The sequence below is a fragment of the Micromonospora sp. NPDC049301 genome, assembly GCF_040678715.1.
In the GTDB taxonomy this organism is placed as follows: Bacteria; Actinomycetota; Actinomycetes; order Mycobacteriales; family Micromonosporaceae; genus Micromonospora.
In genome coordinates this window covers 333,592-350,426 of record NZ_JBFAQO010000001.1, presented here as the reverse complement: position 1 = coordinate 350,426, position 16,835 = coordinate 333,592, and the positions used below count along the sequence as shown (strand labels likewise).

The 16,835-nt window shown below is 72.3% G+C and carries 15 protein-coding genes; 7 read left to right on the top strand and 8 right to left on the bottom strand.

Annotated features, from left to right (window positions below):
- Nucleotides 1-88: 88 nt before the first annotated feature.
- Nucleotides 89-2,680, bottom strand: a complete 2,592-nt coding sequence (gene clpB / locus AB0K07_RS01670) for an ATP-dependent chaperone ClpB (protein ID WP_363751378.1) — start codon at nucleotides 2,678-2,680, stop codon at nucleotides 89-91.
- 86 nt (nucleotides 2,681-2,766) lie between these two features.
- A complete protein-coding gene (locus tag AB0K07_RS01665; protein WP_363750164.1) occupies nucleotides 2,767-3,420 on the bottom strand; it encodes a helix-turn-helix domain-containing protein in 654 nt (217 codons plus the stop codon).
- An 85-nt stretch (nucleotides 3,421-3,505) separates the two neighbouring features.
- Here AB0K07_RS01665 and AB0K07_RS01660 point away from each other — a divergent pair, with 85 nt between their 5' ends.
- Entirely contained in the window at nucleotides 3,506-4,642 is a 1,137-nt protein-coding gene (locus AB0K07_RS01660; protein ID WP_363750162.1) for an epoxide hydrolase, read from the top strand.
- 369 nt (nucleotides 4,643-5,011) lie between these two features.
- Here AB0K07_RS01660 and AB0K07_RS01655 read toward each other — a convergent pair whose 3' ends face one another.
- The gene (locus AB0K07_RS01655; protein ID WP_363750160.1) at nucleotides 5,012-5,275 is read right to left on the bottom strand and encodes a hypothetical protein; all 264 of its coding nucleotides are present in this window, start codon (nucleotides 5,273-5,275) and stop codon (nucleotides 5,012-5,014) included.
- Nucleotides 5,276-5,555: 280 nt separating this feature from the next.
- On the opposite strand from AB0K07_RS01655, the gene AB0K07_RS01650 reads away from it, so the two are divergent.
- The 4 genes from AB0K07_RS01650 (at nucleotide 5,556) to AB0K07_RS01635 (ending at nucleotide 8,213) form a co-directional block, all read left to right on the top strand.
- A complete protein-coding gene (locus AB0K07_RS01650) occupies nucleotides 5,556-5,777 on the top strand; it encodes a winged helix-turn-helix domain-containing protein (protein WP_363750158.1) in 222 nt (73 codons plus the stop codon).
- Nucleotides 5,778-5,858: 81 nt separating this feature from the next.
- Nucleotides 5,859-6,359 (top strand): TrkA C-terminal domain-containing protein, encoded by a 501-nt coding sequence (locus tag AB0K07_RS01645; RefSeq protein WP_363750157.1) that lies wholly within the window; start codon nucleotides 5,859-5,861, stop codon nucleotides 6,357-6,359.
- 5 nt (nucleotides 6,360-6,364) lie between these two features.
- Nucleotides 6,365-7,570, top strand: a complete 1,206-nt coding sequence (locus AB0K07_RS01640; RefSeq protein WP_363750155.1) for a cation:proton antiporter — start codon at nucleotides 6,365-6,367, stop codon at nucleotides 7,568-7,570.
- 211 nt (nucleotides 7,571-7,781) lie between these two features.
- Nucleotides 7,782-8,213 carry a hypothetical protein gene (locus tag AB0K07_RS01635; protein WP_363750153.1) on the top strand — a complete coding sequence of 144 codons (432 nt, stop codon included), beginning with the start codon at nucleotides 7,782-7,784 and terminating at the stop codon, nucleotides 8,211-8,213.
- A gap of 86 nt (nucleotides 8,214-8,299) precedes the next feature.
- On the opposite strand, the gene AB0K07_RS01630 is transcribed toward AB0K07_RS01635, so the two are convergent.
- The 5 genes from AB0K07_RS01630 to dnaK all read right to left on the bottom strand — a co-directional run bounded on the left by AB0K07_RS01630 (nucleotide 8,300) and on the right by dnaK (nucleotide 13,048).
- Nucleotides 8,300-8,494, bottom strand: a complete 195-nt coding sequence (locus tag AB0K07_RS01630) for a hypothetical protein (protein ID WP_363750151.1) — start codon at nucleotides 8,492-8,494, stop codon at nucleotides 8,300-8,302.
- A gap of 133 nt (nucleotides 8,495-8,627) precedes the next feature.
- Entirely contained in the window at nucleotides 8,628-9,068 is a 441-nt protein-coding gene (locus AB0K07_RS01625) for a helix-turn-helix transcriptional regulator (RefSeq protein ID WP_030332087.1), read from the bottom strand.
- Nucleotides 9,069-9,096: 28 nt separating this feature from the next.
- A complete protein-coding gene (gene dnaJ / locus AB0K07_RS01620; protein WP_363750149.1) occupies nucleotides 9,097-10,281 on the bottom strand; it encodes a molecular chaperone DnaJ in 1,185 nt (394 codons plus the stop codon).
- An 85-nt stretch (nucleotides 10,282-10,366) separates the two neighbouring features.
- Complete coding sequence (gene grpE / locus AB0K07_RS01615; RefSeq protein WP_363750147.1) at nucleotides 10,367-11,131, bottom strand: nucleotide exchange factor GrpE; 765 nt, start codon at nucleotides 11,129-11,131, stop codon at nucleotides 10,367-10,369.
- 48 nt (nucleotides 11,132-11,179) lie between these two features.
- The gene (gene dnaK, locus AB0K07_RS01610; RefSeq protein WP_363750145.1) at nucleotides 11,180-13,048 is read right to left on the bottom strand and encodes a molecular chaperone DnaK; all 1,869 of its coding nucleotides are present in this window, start codon (nucleotides 13,046-13,048) and stop codon (nucleotides 11,180-11,182) included.
- Nucleotides 13,049-13,269: 221 nt separating this feature from the next.
- On the opposite strand from dnaK, the gene AB0K07_RS01605 reads away from it, so the two are divergent.
- Both AB0K07_RS01605 and AB0K07_RS01600 read left to right on the top strand, forming a co-directional pair.
- Entirely contained in the window at nucleotides 13,270-15,114 is a 1,845-nt protein-coding gene (locus AB0K07_RS01605; protein WP_363750143.1) for a GTPase domain-containing protein, read from the top strand.
- Nucleotides 15,111-16,796, top strand: coding sequence for a GTPase (locus tag AB0K07_RS01600; RefSeq protein ID WP_363750141.1), 1,686 nt, complete (start codon nucleotides 15,111-15,113; stop codon nucleotides 16,794-16,796). The genes AB0K07_RS01605 and AB0K07_RS01600 overlap by 4 nt, the downstream gene beginning before the upstream one ends.
- Nucleotides 16,797-16,835: the final 39 nt, after the last annotated feature.

Below are 16,835 nucleotides of genomic sequence, written 5' to 3'. Positions count from 1 at the left end.
TGATCAAGAGGTTTGCGTCATGAAAATGAGGTCTCGATGACGCAAACCTCTTGATCACGGAGGCTGGGCGGGGCCCCGGAGGGGTGGATTAGGCCGGGGTTACCGTCAGGGTGTTGGTGGGGGTGGCCAGGTCGACCTTGACGGTGTCGCCGTCGCGGATCGTCCCGGACAGGAGGGCCTTGGCCAACTGGTCGCCGATCGCCGTCTGGACGAGGCGACGCAGCGGGCGGGCGCCGTAGATCGGGTCGTAGCCGTGCTCGGCGAGCCAGCCGCGGGCGGCGTCGGTGATCTCCAGGCCGAGCCGGCGGTCGGCCAGCCGGCGCCGCATCCGGTCCAACTGGATGTCCACGATGGAGCGCAGATCGTCGCCCCGCAGCGAGGCGAAGACCACGATGTCGTCCAGCCGGTTGAGGAACTCCGGCTTGAAGTGCGACCGGACCACGGCGAGGACGCCCTCCCGGCGCTGCTCCTCGGCCAGCGTCAGGTCGCCGATCACCGACGACCCGAGGTTGGAGGTGAGGATCAGGATCGCGTTGCGGAAGTCCACCGTGCGGCCCTGACCGTCGGTGAGCCGACCGTCGTCGAGCACCTGGAGCAGCACGTCGAAGACGTCCGGGTGGGCCTTCTCCACCTCGTCCAGCAGGATCACCGAGTACGGCCGGCGGCGCACCGCCTCGGTGAGCTGGCCGCCCTCCTCGTAGCCGACGTAGCCGGGCGGGGCACCGACCAGGCGGGCCACCGAGTGCTTCTCGCCGTACTCGCTCATGTCGATACGGACCATCGCCCGCTCGTCGTCGAAGAGGAACTCGGCGAGCGCCTTGGCCAGCTCCGTCTTGCCGACACCGGTCGGACCGAGGAAGAGGAAGCTGCCGGTCGGGCGGTCCGGGTCGGCGACGCCGGCCCGTGCCCGGCGCACCGCGTCGGAGACCGCGGCCACCGCCTCGGCCTGGCCGACGACCCGGCCGCCCAGCGACTCCTCCATCCGGAGCAGCTTGGCCGTCTCGCCCTCCAGCAGCCGGCCGGCCGGGATGCCGGTCCAGGAGGCGACAACCGCGGCGATGTCGTCGGCGCCGACCTCCTCCTTGAGCATCGCGCCTTCGGCCTGGAGCTGGGCCAGCTCCTCCTCGGCCTGCTTCAGCTCGACCTTGAGCGCGGGGATCCGGCCGTAGCGCAGCTCGGCGGCACGCTCCAGCTCACCGTCGCGCTCGGCCCGCTCGGCCTCGCCGCCCAGGCGCTCCAGCTCCTCCTTGGCGGTGGAGAGCTTGGTGATGTGGCTCTTCTCCGTCTGCCAGCGCTCGGAGAGCACGGTGAGCTGCTCGCGCTTGTCCGCCAACTCCTTGCGCAGCCGCACCAGCCGCTCGGCGGAGGCGGCGTCCGGCTCCTTGGCCAGCGCCATCTCCTCGATCTCCAGCCGGCGGACCGCCCGCTCGATCTCGTCCACCTCGACCGGCCGGGAGTCGATCTCCATCCGGAGCCGGGACGCGGACTCGTCGACCAGGTCGATCGCCTTGTCCGGCAGGAACCGGTCGGTGATGTAGCGGTCCGACAGCGAGGCGGCGGCGACCAGCGCGGCGTCGGTGATCCGGACGCCGTGGTGCACCTCGTAGCGTTCCTTGAGCCCGCGCAGGATGCCGATGGTGTCCTCGATGGTGGGCTCGCCGACCAGCACCGGCTGGAAGCGGCGCTCCAGCGCCGGGTCCTTCTCGATGTGCTCGCGGTACTCGTCCAGCGTCGTGGCGCCGACCATCCGCAGCTCACCGCGGGCGAGCATCGGCTTGAGCATGTTGCCGGCGTCCATCGAGCCCTCGCCCTTGCCGGCGCCGACGACGGTGTGCAGCTCGTCGAGGAACGTGATGACCTGCCCGTTGGAGTTCTTGATCTCCTCCAGCACGGACTTCAGCCGCTCCTCGAACTGGCCGCGGTACTGGGCGCCGGCGACCATCGCGCCGAGGTCCAGAGAGACCAGCTTCTTGTCGCGCAGCGACTCGGGCACGTCGCCGGCCACGATCCGCTGGGCCAGCCCCTCGACGATCGCGGTCTTGCCGACGCCGGGCTCGCCAATCAGCACCGGGTTGTTCTTGGTACGCCGGGACAGCACCTGAATCACCCGACGGATCTCCGAGTCACGGCCGATCACCGGGTCGATCTTGCCGTCGCGGGCGCTGGCGGTCAGGTCGACGCCGTACTTGGCCAGGGCCTGGTAGGTCTGCTCCGGGTCGGCCGTGGTGACCCGCCGATCCCCACCCCGGACGCTCGGGAAGGCGGCGACCAGGGTCTCCTCGGTGGCGCCGGCCGACGTCAGCGCGCCGGACACCGCACCGCCCACCCGGGCCAGGCCGGCGAGCAGGTGCTCGGTGGAGGTGTACTCGTCGCCCAGCGGCCGGGCGATCTGCTCGGCGGCGCCGATGGCGTTGACGAACTCGCGGGCCAGCGTGGGCTCGGCGATGCTGGAGCCCCGCGCCGCCGGCAGGGCGTCGACCGCGCGCTGGGCGGCCCGGCGCAGCTCGGCGGGGTCGGCCCCGACGGCGCGCAGCAGGCCGGCGGCGGTCGAGCCGTCGGTGTCCAGCAGTGACAGCAGCAGGTGCCAGGGCTCCACGGTGGCGTGGCCGCGCTGGTTCGCCAGCGCGACGGCACCGGTGATGGTCTCGCGGCTCTTGGTGGTGAGGCGTTCGGTGTTCATGGGCTCCCCCGGATCGGCGTTGTCCACTGGGTTGGACACAACCAGAGTTGAGCGTATTCCGCTCAACCCTAGCGCTGTGACGCCCATCACTCTCGACGCCGCCACCGCCAGTCGAACTCTCCGGCCGCCGGGGGCGGACCGGGCAGCGGGTCGGTGTCCGGCGCCGTCGACAGGCCGGCCAGCAGCACCGCGAGCTGCCGGCGGCGCAGCTGCCCGGTGCGCTCCGCATCGGGTACGCGCACCGCGGCGCACGCCTCCAGCAGCAGCCCCAGATCCTGCACGACCACGTCGGGGCGCAGCCGCCCGCTGGCCCGGGCCCGTTCGAACAACGCCGTGGCCAGCTCGTTGGCACGCACCGCGTCCCGGCCCATCTCCTCGGTCGGGGTGAAGGTGCCAGCCAGGTGGACGGTCAGCGAGTGCACGTCGGCGTCGACCACCCGGGCCAGGAACCCGGCGAACGCGGCCCAGTCGTCCCGCTGAGCGAGGGCGGCCTCGGCCTCGGCGACGTATCGGCGCAGCCCGTCGTGGCAGAGCTGACGCAGCAGGTCCTCCTTGCCCGCGTACCGCCGATAGAGGGCGCTGATGCCGACGCCGGCGCGTTCGGCGACGGCGGCGATCGGAGCCTTCGGGTCGTCGAGGAAGACCGCGCGGGCGGCTTCGAGGATCACCTCGTCGTTGCGGGCGGCCTGGGCGCGGCGGCCGGCCAGCGGGGCGTCCGTCTTTCCGGGGGAGGTCGACATGACGTCAGCCTAACAGTGGAACGGATCGTTCCGGTCTGCTACTGTGATTGCAGAACGAAACATTCCGTTCCGAAGGAGTCCCGAGATGACCGGCACCGCGATCCGCCCGTTCCGCGTCGAGATCCCGCAGACCGCCCTCGACGACCTGGCCGCCCGGTTGGGCCGCACGCTCTGGCCCGCCGAGCTGCCCGGCGTCGGCGACGCCTACGGGATGGGCACCGACCGGGTCCGCGCCCTCGCCGACCGGTGGCGGGACGGGTTCGACTGGCGCGCCGTCGAGGCCCGGCTGAACGCGTACCCGCAGTTCCGCACCGAGATCGACGGCGAGCAGATCCACTTCCTGCACGTCCGGTCGTCCCGGCCGGACGCCACCCCGCTGGTGCTCACCCACGGCTGGCCCGGCTCGGTGCTGGAGTACCTGGACGTGATCGCCCCGCTCACCGAGCCGACCGACGCGCACGCGCCGGCCTTCCACCTGGTCATCCCGTCGCTGCCCGGCTTCGGGTTCTCCGGCCCGACCCGCAGCGCCGGCTGGAACCGGTACCGCACCGCCCGCGCCTGGGCGGAGCTGATGAACCGACTGGGGTACGACAGCTACGGCGCCGTCGGCAACGACGCCGGTTCGATGGTCGCGCCGGAGCTGGGCCGGACGGATCCGGAGCACGTGCTCGGCGTGCACGTCACCCAGCTCTTCTCGTTCCCGTCGGGCGACCCGGCCGAGTTCGCCGGCCTCTCCGAGGCGGACCAGGCGGCGCTCACGCACCTCCAGTGGTTCTACGAGAACAAGTTCTCGTTCAACCAGGTGCACAGCCAGCAGCCGCAGACCCTCGCGTTCGGTCTGGCCGACTCGCCGGTCGGGCTGCTGGCCTGGAACACCCAGCTCTTCGACGAGAGCCTGGACGCCGACTTCATCCTGGCCAACGTGGCGCTCTACTGGTTCACCGGCACGGCCGCCTCGGCGATCCGGTTCTACTGGGAGGACGCGCACGCCGGCGAGCCGCCGGCCGCGCCGACCACCGCACCGACCGCGCTGGCCATGTTCCCGGGCGACTTCCAGTCGATCCGCCGCTTCGCCGAACGGGACCACGCGAACATCGTCCGATGGACGGCGTACGACACGGACGTCCAGGGCCGGGGCGACGTCGGCGGCCACTACGCCGCCCACCAGGCCACCGACGTGCTGGTCGCCGACATCCGCGGGTTCTTCGCCAGCCTGCGCTGACCATCGCGCGCTCCGGTGCCCGCCCCGCTCTGCGGGGGTGGGCATCAGCGCATCCAGGGCTTCGGCGTCGGGCGTCGGGCCCCGGGCGTCGGGCCCCGGGCGTCGGGCTCCGTAAGGGACAACCTGCGCGGCGTCCTTTGCTCTGCTTCAACCCACGCAACACACCACGTCCGACATCCGGACGCCGGGATGTTGCGCCTGTTGAAGCAGAGCAAAGGACGCCCCACAGACCCATGACCAGGCACCCGAGGCGCACACGAGTGGTAAATCCACTCCGCTTCCGGGAAGTCGGGGCGTCCGGACTGCCGGGACCCAGCGACATCGCCGAAACCGAGTCGATCATCTCGACGAACGGGTCATCCGCGGCCATTACTGGCCGGTTCGCCGGGGCAGGCGGGCGGTGCAGGGGGTCTCGTGGTCAGCGCGCAGCACGCAGCGGCGGCCACTGTCCAGCCGTCGGTCGCAGAAGACCCAGTGCCGTATCCCCTGATCGTCCTCGGTGGACACGGTGATCCCGCCGAGGTCGATCCGGGCGAGGAAGGCCAGCGACCGGCCTGCGGTCCGGGCCAGGATCTTGGCGCGAGCCAGGTCGGACGCGGCGACCGGCAGATGAATGACAAACCGCCCGGTCACAGCCGCTGCACCAGGTAAGACATGAGCGGTGGCTCCTCCTCGCGGACGCGGATCGCTGGCACGGCCGTTCACCCGGGCGGAGCGCCCGGCCGTGCCAGCGCGGCGCGGACGACCAGGCCGAGAGGCCGGCTGCCTACCAGGCTTTCCACTCCCAAGCGCCCGCACGGACAACATACAATGCAAAGCATTGTAAGGCAATCAGTGACCATGCTTAGCACGCGAAGTGTTGGCCGACCAGCCGCCCGCATGGGAAGATCTTGGGGCCTACCAGGAGTGCCCCATGCCCCGAGTTTCGGACCGCCAACGCATAGCGCAGGACATTCGCGACAAGATCAGTTCGGGCGAATACGCGCCCGGTGACAAGCTGCCCTCGTTGCGCGAGATGATCGCGCACTATGGCGTGTCCGCCGAGCCGGTCCGTTCTGCCCTGCTGATCCTGCAAGCCGAGGGCCTGATCGAGGGTCACCAGGGCAAGGGCACATACGTCAGCGAGAAGTCCTAGATCTTGGAGCGAAACTGCCCCTGGTGGGGCGGAATTCGACCAAGATCTACGACCGGTTCATGAAGCGGTAGCCTTGGCGGGGTGCGAGTACGTGTCGAGCAGACCGCCCTACCCGGGATCGGGGTACGCCACGATCTGGTGACGGAGTCCGGCCGCCGCCTGGGCGTGGTCTCCCACCGCAATGGCCGCCGGGATCTCGTCTTCTACGACCCCGACGATCCCGACTCCTGCCAGGCGGACATCCCGCTGACCGACGACGAGGCGGAGGCCCTGGCCGACATCCTCGGCGCGTCGCTGATGCTCGGCCAGTTGTCCGGGCTGCGCGAGCAGGCCGCCGGTCTGCTCACCGAGCAGATCGCCATCCCGGCCGGGTCGAGGTACGTCAACCGGCAGCTCGGTGACACTAAGGCGCGTACCCGCACCAGCGCCTCCATCGTGGCGGTGCTGCGCGACGGCGAGGTGATCGTCTCGCCGCTTCCCACCTTCCGCTTCGCGGCCGGTGACGTGGTGGTCGTGGTCGGGACCCGCAAGGGTCTCGACGGCGTGTCCGCCATTCTCGCCGACAGTGACCCGGACGGCTGAGGCGGATGCACGAATCGACAACACTGCTCGTCGAAGTCGGCGCGCTGCTGCTGCTGCTCGGTGTCCTCGGCCGGCTCAGTCGCCGCGTAGGTCTCTCGCCCATTCCCCTCTACCTGCTCGCCGGGCTCGCGTTCGGGCACGGCGGGCTGCTCCCGCTCAACGCCAGCGAGGAGTTCTTCGCGGTCGGCGCCGAGATCGGCGTCATCCTGCTGCTGGTGATGCTGGGTCTGGAGTACTCGGCCAACGAGTTGGTCGGCAACCTCCGCTCGGCAGCCCCCGCCGGCCTGATCGACGCGGTGCTCAACGCGCTGCCCGGTGCGGCGTTCGCCCTGCTGCTCGGCTGGGACTGGGTGGCCGCCCTGGTGCTCGGCGGCATCACCTGGGTCTCCTCCTCCGGGGTGATCGCCAAGGTCCTCGCCGACCTGGGCCGACTCGGTAACCGGGAAACCCCGGTGATCCTCTCGGTCCTCGTGATCGAGGACCTGGCGATGGCGCTCTACCTGCCGCTGGTGACCGCGGTGCTGGCCGGCACGGGCCTGCTCGGTGGCGGCATCGCACTCGCCGTCGCGGTGGGCACGGTGCTGCTCGTGCTGGTGGTCGCCATCCGGTACGGCCACCTGATCTCGTCCGCCCTCTCCGCGAAGGACCCGGAGGCGCTGCTGCTCGGCGTACTCGGTCTGACCCTGCTGATCGCCGGCCTCGCGGCGAAGCTCCAGGTGTCGGCGGCGGTCGGCGCGTTCCTGGTCGGCATCGCGCTCTCCGGGCCGGTGGCGCACCACGCCACCGAGTTGCTCTCCCCGCTGCGGGACCTGTTCGCCGCCGTGTTCTTCGTGTTCTTCGGGCTGGTCACCGACCCACGGGACATCCCACCGGTGCTGCTGCCGGCGCTCGCGTTGGCCGTGGTCACCATGGCAACGAAGACGTTCACCGGTTACCTCGCGGCTCGTCGGGTCGGCATCGCCGAACCCGGTCGATGGCGGGCCGGCCTGGCGCTCGTACCCCGTGGAGAGTTCTCCATCGTCATCGCCGGGCTCGCGGTGGCCGCCGGCAGCGTCGAGCCGCGGTTGGCCGCGCTGGCCACGGCGTACGTCCTGATCACCGTGGTGACCGGGCCGATGCTGGCCCGACTGCCCGACTTCCCGTGGTTCAAGCGGTGGCTGCGCACCCGCGCGGCGGCCCAGCGGCGGGAGGCCGTTCCGGTCCGCGACTGACGCGTCGTCGCCGCTGCCGAGAGCCCTCAGGGGTACGGCAGCGGCGGCGGCCGATCCGCCCGACCATCCGGTCGACCCGGCCAGGCCAACGGTTGCTGAATTGCTCCTCACGGGGACTACCGCAGCAACCGGCGGCGGGATACCGTTTCGCCGCAGCAGCCAGGGTCCGCGGTGGCCAGTGCCAGCGCGGGCGAAAGCGGAAGGTTGGCCGGTGAGCGTGCAGGAGTCGACGTTCCACGGCTTCGCCAACCCCGTCGATCCGACTCCGGCGGAGTTGCGAGCTTGGGCGTACCAGCCCGATTCGGTGCCGTTGGCTTCCATGCCACCGGACTGGGACCTGCTGGTCTCCGGTGACCGGCTCATACTCACACTCTTCGAGTTGGCGATGGACCCGACCTGCCCGGCCCGCCGCTTCGCGCTGCACTGCCTCTACATCTACGCGGCCGACGGCATCCGGACGAACTTCCGCGCCCATCCCAAGCGCCGCTTCCGCAAGCTGGTCGAGCAGGCCGAGCGCGACGGCGACGACCTGATGAAGATCTGGGCGCACAACGGCCGCGTCCTGCTGGCCCGACCGGATCTCTTCGTCTACCGGGACTGGTGCGAAGGCGGCCTGGTCCGCGAGAACCGCCGCCTCGGCTGACGCCGCCTCCGCGTCCCGGCCCGCACTCATGGACGGCGAACGGGCCGGGACCCCCCGTGGGTCCCGGCCCGCACGTCGGTCACCGGTCAGTCCTGCTTCCGCTGGGTTTCCGCCCGGGCCTGGTCGACGCCGTGGTCGACCTGGTCGGAGAACCGCCCCTCGGTGATCCGGTCCCGGAAGCTTCCCTCGGTCACCTTGTCGAACTTCTCGCGGACGGTGTCGGCCAGGTCCTCCAGCCGGTTCTCCGTCTGCTGGGCCATCTCCTTCGCCGGCTCCGCCATCGCTCCCCTTTGCCATGCCGGTAGGTCCGAATTCAGCCGATAGAACCCTTATCGACAGGCTAATGGAAACGGCCCGGCCGGCGCCGGAGAATCCGGTGCGGGCCGGGCCGAGGAAAGCCTGGTGAGCGGCAGGTCAGCGGTCGGGCGTGCGGCGGGGCCGCCAGACCACCAGGGCGGTGGACGTGCGGTTGGTCGGCACCAGGTCGCGGCCCGGGAAGCGGGCGAGCGACTCCAGCTCGGCAACCCTGCGGTACGCGGCGTCCAGTTCCGCCTCCAGCCGGGCCACCCGCTGCTGCGCCTGCTCCAGCAACCGCTCCAGCCCGATGATCCGCTTCACGCCGGCGAGGTTGATCCCGTCGTCCTGGCTGAGCCGCTGCACCTCGCGCAGCAGCACCACGTCGCGGACGCTGTAGCGGCGACCGCCGCCGGCAGCCCGGCCGGGCTGCACGAGCCCCAGCCGGTCGTACTGGCGGAGGGTCTGCGGGTGCATCCCCGCCATCCGTGCCGCCACCGAGATCATCAGCACCTTGGCCTCGTAGGCAGGGTCACCCGAACCGAGGAACTCGCCCGACATCCCGCTCACCTCCGCGTCCATCCACCGGCTAACTGACTCGACGCACCCGCGCGTCGAGATGTTCCCTGGCCGCCGGCGGGCTCTGCTCGGCGAACGCCTCCAGCGCCGTCCGGGCCTCGTCCGACAACCGGGCCGGCACCACCACGTCCAGCGTGACCAGCAGGTCGCCGGCCTGGCCGTCGCGGCGGACCACACCCTTGCCCCGGGCCCGCAGCACCCGCCCGCTCGGCGTACCCGGCGGGACCCGCAGCGTCACCGCGCCGTCGAGCGTCGGCACCCGCAGGTCCGTGCCGAACACGGCCTCCGCGAAGGTGACCGGCACGGTCAGCGTCAGGTCGTCTCCGGTACGACCGAACAGCTCATCCGGCCGGACCTTGACGTGCACGAACAGGTCACCGGCCGGGCCACCGCGCTCACCCGGCTCGCCCCGCCCGGCCAGCCGGATCTTCTGGCCGTCGGCCACCCCGGCCGGGAAGCGCACGTTCAGCGTGCGGGTCTTGGTGACCCCACCGCTGCCGTGGCACTCCGGGCACTTCTCCTCGACCACCGTGCCGACGCCCTGGCAGGTGCGGCACGGCTCGGAGAAGCTGAACGACCCCTGGTTGCGGGTGGTCACCCCCGCGCCGTGGCAGGCCGGGCAGGTGCGGGGCTGGGTGCCGGGCTTGGCACCGTTGCCGTGGCAGGTGTCGCAGACGCCCGGGGCGCGCAGCGTCAGCGGCAGGGTCACGCCCCGCACCGCGTCGCCGAAGTCCAGCGCCACCTCGGCCTCCACGTCCCGGCCGCGGGCCGGGCCGCGCGGCGCGGCCTGCCCCCCGGCAGTGCCGCCGGAGAAGATCGAGCTGAACAGGTCCTGGAAGCCGGCGCCGCCGAAGCGACGGTCACCACCTCCGGCCCCGCCACCGAACATGTCGGAGACGTCGAACGGCATCCCGCCCGGCTGGCCCCCTCCCCGGGCGTTACGCCGGAACGCGCCCGAGCCGAACAGCGAGCGCATCTCGTCGTACTCCCGGCGGCGACCGCTGTCCGAGAGCACGTTGTACGCCTCGGAAACGGCCTTGAACCGCTCCTCGGCCTTCGGGTCGCCCGGGTTGTGGTCCGGGTGCGACTCCCGGGCCAACTTGCGGTACGCCTTCTTGATGTCATCCGCGGAGGCGGCCTTGTCCACGCCGAGCACGGCGTAGAAGTCCTTCTCGAGCCAGTCCTTCGAACTCACCGGTCCACCCCCTTCCGACCGTCGTGGCCCGGCCGTCTCGCCCGCCGCAGCGCGGCGGGCGAGACAGACCGGTCACCGTCTCGCACTATTCCGGATCCGCGACCGCTACCAGCGCGGGGCGAAGCAGCCGCTCACCGAGCTGGTAGCCGCGCCGCATGACCTGCACGCAGGTCGGCTCGCCGACCTCGGCCGAGGTCTGGTGCGCGACCGCCTCGTGCCGGGTCGGGTCGAACGGGTCGCCCTGCTCGCCGAAGGCGTTCAGGCCGAACTTGCCCAGCGCGGTGGTGAGCTGTTCCGCCACCGTTCCGAACGGCCCAACCAGGTCGCCGTGTTCCCGAGCCCGGTCCAGGTCGTCCAGGATCGGCAGCAGCGCGGCCAGCACCGAACCCGTCGCCTGCTCCTGCACCAGGCTGCGGTCCCGGTCCACCCGCTTGCGGTAGTTGGCGTACTCCGCCGACACCCGCTGCAGGTCCCGGGTCCGTTCGTCCAGCTCCGCCCGGAGCGCCTCCAGCTCGGCACCCAGCGGCGTGCCGGTGCCGGTGCCTTCGCCGTCGACCGGCTGCGCCGGGGCGTCCACCACCGGCGGCGTGGACGGCGCCGGCCCGTCGACCAGGGTGCCCTCGATCTCGATCTCGTCGACCACGACCTCGGCGTCCTCGACCAGGCCCTCGGCCGTTGCGTCGCTGCCCGCGTCAGCGGCGGTGCCCTCGGGCTCCGTGTTGTCGCTGAGCTTGCGGTTGTTGCGGATGACGACCCGCTCCCCGTCGCCGGTGGCCGGCTCGGTGGGCGCGGAGCCACCCGGCGCCGACCCGGTGTCGTCCGGGTCGGCGGCTCGTGGCTTCTGCGTCATGCGGCTACCTCATCCCCTTCGCAGTGGATACGTGTCGGAAGCCGACGGTCACTTCTTGCCGTCCTCGTCCACGATCTCCGCGTCGACCACGTCGTCGGCGCCACCGGCAGCACCGGCCTGCGGGCCGGTCGCCCCGGCCGCACCCGGACCGGCCTCGCCGCCCGGCTGCTGACCCTGCTCGGCCTGCTGCGAGTAGAGCAGCGAACCGGCCTGCTGGGAGACCTGCGCCAGCCGCTCGTGCGCCGACTTGATCTTCTCGATGTCCTGCCCGCCGAGGGCGCCACGCAGCTCGCCGAGCGCCTCGTTGAGCTGCTCCCGGGTCTCGCTGGGCAGCTTGTCGCCGCTCTCGGCGAGGAACTTCTCGGTCTGCCACTGGAGCGCCTCGGCCACGTTGCGGGTCTCGGCGTCGTCGCGGCGGCGCTTGTCCTCCTCCGCGTGCTCCTCGGCGTCCCGGCGCATCCGCTCGATGTCGTCCTTCGGCAGCGAGGAGCCACCGGTGATCGTCATCTTCTGTTCCTTGCCGGTGCCCAGGTCCTTGGCGTGCACGTTGACGATGCCGTTGGCGTCGATGTCGAAGGTGACCTCGATCTGCGGCACGCCGCGCGGCGCCGGCGGGAGGCCGGTCAGCTCGAAGGTGCCGAGCTTCTTGTTGTAGGACGCGATCTCCCGCTCGCCCTGGAACACCTGGATCAGCACCGACGGCTGGTTGTCGTCGGCCGTGGTGAAGACCTCGGAGCGCTTGGTCGGGATGGTGGTGTTGCGCTCGATCAGCTTGGTGAAGATGCCGCCCTTGGTCTCGATGCCCAGGCTCAGCGGGGTCACGTCGAGCAGCAGGACGTCCTTGACCTCACCCTTGAGCACGCCGGCCTGGAGCGCGGCGCCGACGGCGACGACCTCGTCCGGGTTGACGCCCTTGTTCGGGTCGCGGCCGGTGAGCTGCTTGACCAGGTCGGTCACGGCCGGCATCCGGGTGGAGCCGCCGACCAGGATCACGTGGTCGACGTCGGAGACCTTGATCCCGGCGTCCTTCACGGCCTGCTCGAACGGACCCTTGCAGCGGTCCAGCAGGTCCTGCGTCATGCGCTGGAACTCGGCCCGGCTGAGCGTCACGTCGAGGTGCAGCGGGCCGGCGGCGCCAGCGGTGATGTACGGCAGGTTGATGTTGGTGGTGGTGGCGGCGGACAGCTCGATCTTGGCCTTCTCGGCGGCCTCGCGGAGCCGCTGGAGGGCCATCTTGTCCTGGCCCAGGTCGATGCCGTGCTCGCCGCGGAACGTCTTGACCAGGTGGTCGATGATCCGCTGGTCCCAGTCGTCGCCGCCGAGGTGGTTGTCACCGCTGGTCGACTTGACCTCGATGACGCCCTCGGCCAGCTCCAGCAGCGACACGTCGAAGGTGCCGCCACCAAGGTCGAAGACCAGGACGGTCTGCTCCTTGGAACCCTTGTCCAGCCCGTACGCCAGGGCCGCCGCGGTCGGCTCGTTGACGATCCGCAGCACGTTGAAGCCGGCGATCTCACCGGCCTCCTTGGTCGACTGGCGCTGGCCGTCGTTGAAGTACGCCGGGACGGTGATCACCGCGTCGGTGATCTGCTCGCCCAGGTACGCCTCGGCGTCCCGCTTGAGCTTCATCAGCGTCCGGGCGGAGATCTCCTGCGGGGTGTACTTCTTGCCGTCGATGTCGACGGACCAGTTGGTGCCGATCTCCCGCTTGACCGAGCGGATCGTCCGGTCCGGGTTGGTCACCGCCTGGCGCTTGGCGACCTCACCGACGAGCACCTCGCCGTTGCGGGCGAACGCGACGATCGACGGGGTCGTCCGCGAGCCCTCAGCGTTGGCGATGACGGTGGGCTCACCGCCCTCGAGAACGCTGACGCAGGAGTTCGTCGTGCCGAGGTCGATACCGACCGCACGTGCCATCTTCGCTTCCTCGCTTCGTAAGGTTGTGCAGGTGACGGGCACTGCCCGCGGGCTGCCTGGCGGGCGCCGCCCGCAGCGGGCCCCACCACAAGTTGAGTGAACTTGACTCAATAGTGCCACGCCTCGGCGAATCGTCAAGTTGGGTTGAGTCGACCCGACGCAACCCAGCCGTTATTACCGTCCGGTTGTCTTCTCTTGCATCGGTCGGGCACGCTTTAGCGGTGACGACGCACGGCGATTCCGCCACCCGTTCCGGCGCGCCCGCCGTCGCAGCCCGCACCGGCCCGCCGGACGCCGCGGAGGAGCCGCCCGCCACCACCGGGGACGACAGCCTCCCCGGCGCGCTGTCTGGTCTCCGGGCAGCGATCGGCGCGACCCGGTATCCCCTCGCCCTGCCCTCCGCAGGCCCCGCCCGGCACACCGCCGCCACCCTCACCGACCAGCTCGACGACTACCTGCTGCCCCGGCTCTCCCGGCTCGACGCGCCACTGCTCGTGGTCGTCGGCGGTTCCACCGGCGCGGGCAAGTCGACCCTGGTCAACAGCCTGGTCAAGGCTCGGGTGAGCGCTGCCGGCGTGCTCCGGCCGACCACCCGCTCCCCGGTGCTGGTCTGCAACCCGGCCGACGCCGCCTGGTTCCGTCAGGGTGAGCTGCTGCCCGGGCTCACCCGCACCACCGAGCCCAGCGAGGACCCACGCGCCCTGCACCTGGTCACCGCACCGGCCCTGCCCGCCGGGCTGGCCTTCCTCGACGCACCGGACATCGACTCGGTGGTCGACGCCAACCGGGCGCTCGCCGGCCAGCTGCTCGCCGCCGCCGATCTCTGGCTCTTCGTCACCACCGCCGCCCGGTACGCCGACGCGGTGCCGTGGGAGCTGCTGCGCAGCGCCCGGGCCCGGGGTGCGGTGATCGCCATGGTGCTGGACCGGGTGCCCGCGGAGGCCACCGACGAGATCGCCGCGCACCTGGCCGAGATGCTCACCGCGCAGGATCTCGGCCGGGCGCCACTGTTCGTGCTGCCGGAGACCTGGGTCGACGGTCAGGGCCTGCTGCCCGAGGGTGTCACCGCGCCCCTGGCCGACTGGTTCGCGCGGCTGGCCGCCGACGCCGACGCCCGGGCGGCTGTGGTCCGGCAGACCCTGGACGGGGCGCTCGCCGCGCTGCACCCGGCCGTCGAGGAGTTGGCCGACGCCGCCGACGAGCAGGTGGCCGCCGCCGACGGGCTTGACGAGCGGGTCCGGGCCGCGTACCGGGGCGCCGAGCGGACCGTCGAGGAGGGGCTGCGGGACGGCCGCCTGCTCCGCGGCGAGGTGCTCGCCCGGTGGCAGGAGTTCGTGGGCACCGGGGAGCTGTTCCGCACTCTGGAGGCGCGGATCGGGCGGCTGCGGGATCGGGTGGTCGCCGCCGTCACCGGCCGGCCGGCGCCCGCCGCCGAGCTGCGCAACGCCATCGAGTCGCAGCTGGTCACACTGCTGCGGGGGGTGGCTTCCGAGGCTGCCGAGTCCGCGCACACGGCGTGGAAGGCGCACCCGGCCGGGGCCGCGCTGCTCGACCCGGCGCTCGCCCATCCCAGTGACGACCTGCCCGAGCGCGCCGAGCGGATGGTCCGGGACTGGCAGCGTGGCGTGCTGGAGCTGGTCCGGGTCGAGGGCGGCGACAAGCGGTTCGTGGCCCGTACGGCCGCGTACGCGGTGAACGCCACCGGGCTCGCCGTGATGATCGCCGTGTTCGCCTCCACCGCGTTCATCCCGACCGGGCTGGAGGTGGCCACCGGAGCGGGCACCACCGTCGCGGCCCAGGCCGTTCTCCAGGCGATCTTCGGCGACCAGGCGGTGCGTACCCTCGCCGCCAAGGCCCGTGCCGACCTGCTGGACCGGGTGCGGACCCTGCTCGACGCGGAGGCCGACCGCTTCCTGACCCGCACCGCCGAGGCCCGCCCCGCCGCGGACGCCGGCGACGGCCTGCGCCGGGCCGCCGGCCGGGTCGAGCTGGCCCGACACCGCAGCGGCCTGGCGACCGGCGGCGACGACACACAGCCGGCCGCCGACGAGGAGGACTCCCGGTGAGCAACATCGCCGGCCGGGTACGTGAGGCGTTCCGGGGGGACCAGCGGATCGACCCCGACGCGCTGATCGCCCGCCTGGACGCGGTACGCCGGTTCCTGACCGCGGTGGACGGCCTGCTGCCGGACTCCGAGCTGGTGCCCGCCCACACCCTGGTGGAGCGGGCCGGCACCCGGCTCGCGCTGTCCCGGGACCACACCGTGGTCGCTCTGGCCGGCGCCACCGGCAGCGGCAAGTCGAGCCTGTTCAACGCGCTGGCCCGGCTGGAGCTCTCACCGGTCGGGGTCCGCCGCCCGACGACCGGCGTCACCCACGCCTGCGTGTGGGGGGCGCTGGAGGGCGCCAACCGGCTGCTCGACTGGATCGGCGTGCTGCCCCGGCACCGCTTCGTCCGGGAGAGCGCGCTGGACGCGGACGACGAGACGGCGCTGCACGGGCTGATCCTGCTCGACCTGCCCGACTTCGACTCGGTGCAGCGGTCCCACCGGCTGGAGGTGGACCGGCTGCTCGGCCTGGTCGACCAGGTGGTCTGGGTCGTCGACCCGCAGAAGTACGCCGACCGGGTGATCCACGACAGCTACCTGCGCGAGTTCCACCGGCACCGGGACGTCACCCTGGTCGTGCTCAACCAGGCCGACCGGCTGCCCCCGGCCGAGCTGCCGCGGGTGCTGGACGACCTGCGCCGACTGCTCGACGCGGACGGGCTGACCGGCGTGCCACTGCTGGCCACCACGGCCATCGACCCGGCCGGGATGGTCGGGCTGCGGACCGCGCTCGAACGGACGGTCGCCGAGCGGCAGGCGGCGCTGCGCCGGCTCGCCGGCGACGTCGACACGGTGGTCGCCGCACTGGACGAGCTGGTCGGCTCGGCCCGACCGGCGGGCGGCCCGGACGACACGGCCGTCGGTGGGCTGAACCGGGCGCTGGCCGGCGCGGCCGGCGTGCCGGCGGTGACCGAGGCGGTGGAGCAGGCGTACCGGCACCGGGCTGGCGCGGCCACCGGCTGGCCGGTGGTCCGGGGCTGGCGGCGGCTGCGGCCCGACCCGCTGCGCCGGCTGCACCTGCCCGGCCCGGCCGGTGATCGGGCCGACCCGGCGGAGAGCCTGGTCGCGGCGACCTCCGTACCGGACCCGACGGCCGCCCAGCGCTCGGCGCTCGGCCTGGCGATCCGCGCGGTGGCCGACCGGGCCGCCGCCGACCTGCCGGCCGCCTGGCCGACGGCGGTCACCTCCGCCGCCCGCTCCCGGCTCGGTGACCTGCCGGACGCGCTGGACCGGGCGATCGCCGGCACCGACCTCGGCGTGGGCCGTCGACCCGTCTGGTGGCGGTTCGTTGGCGGTGTCCAGTGGTTGGTCACCCTGGCCGCCGTTGTCGGGTTGGGCTGGCTGGTGCTCGGCTACGCGCTGCGGGCGCTCGGCCTGCCCGCACTGGACAACCCGATGGTCGGGGAGGTGCCACTGCCCACCCTGCTGCTGCTCGGCGGTCTGCTGGCCGGGCTGCTGGTGGCCGCGCTGACCCGACCGGTGGTGCGCTGGGCGGCCCGGCGGGCGCGGGGCCGCGCCGAGCAGCGCCTGACCGCCGAGGTCGCCGGCGTGGGCGAGGAGTACGTGCTCGCCCCGGTGCGGATCGTGCTCGCCTCGTACGCGCAGGCGCGCGACGCGCTGCGGGACGCCGCCCGCCGCTGACGCCCCGCACGGGCTCGCTACCGCTCTGCGTACCCCCAG

Coding starts and splice junctions, on each gene's coding strand:
- grpE (WP_363750147.1), bottom strand. CDS start 11,131: ATGACGCAGAAGCCACGAGCCGCCGACCCGGACGACACCGGGTCGGCG.
- AB0K07_RS01625 (WP_030332087.1), bottom strand. CDS start 9,068: ATGTCGGGCGAGTTCCTCGGTTCGGGTGACCCTGCCTACGAGGCCAAG.
- AB0K07_RS01660 (WP_363750162.1), top strand. CDS start 3,506: ATGACCGGCACCGCGATCCGCCCGTTCCGCGTCGAGATCCCGCAGACC.
- AB0K07_RS01665 (WP_363750164.1), bottom strand. CDS start 3,420: ATGTCGACCTCCCCCGGAAAGACGGACGCCCCGCTGGCCGGCCGCCGC.
- AB0K07_RS01650 (WP_363750158.1), top strand. CDS start 5,556: ATGCCCCGAGTTTCGGACCGCCAACGCATAGCGCAGGACATTCGCGAC.
- clpB (WP_363751378.1), bottom strand. CDS start 2,680: ATGAACACCGAACGCCTCACCACCAAGAGCCGCGAGACCATCACCGGT.
- AB0K07_RS01630 (WP_363750151.1), bottom strand. CDS start 8,494: ATGGCGGAGCCGGCGAAGGAGATGGCCCAGCAGACGGAGAACCGGCTG.
- AB0K07_RS01640 (WP_363750155.1), top strand. CDS start 6,365: ATGCACGAATCGACAACACTGCTCGTCGAAGTCGGCGCGCTGCTGCTG.
- dnaK (WP_363750145.1), bottom strand. CDS start 13,048: ATGGCACGTGCGGTCGGTATCGACCTCGGCACGACGAACTCCTGCGTC.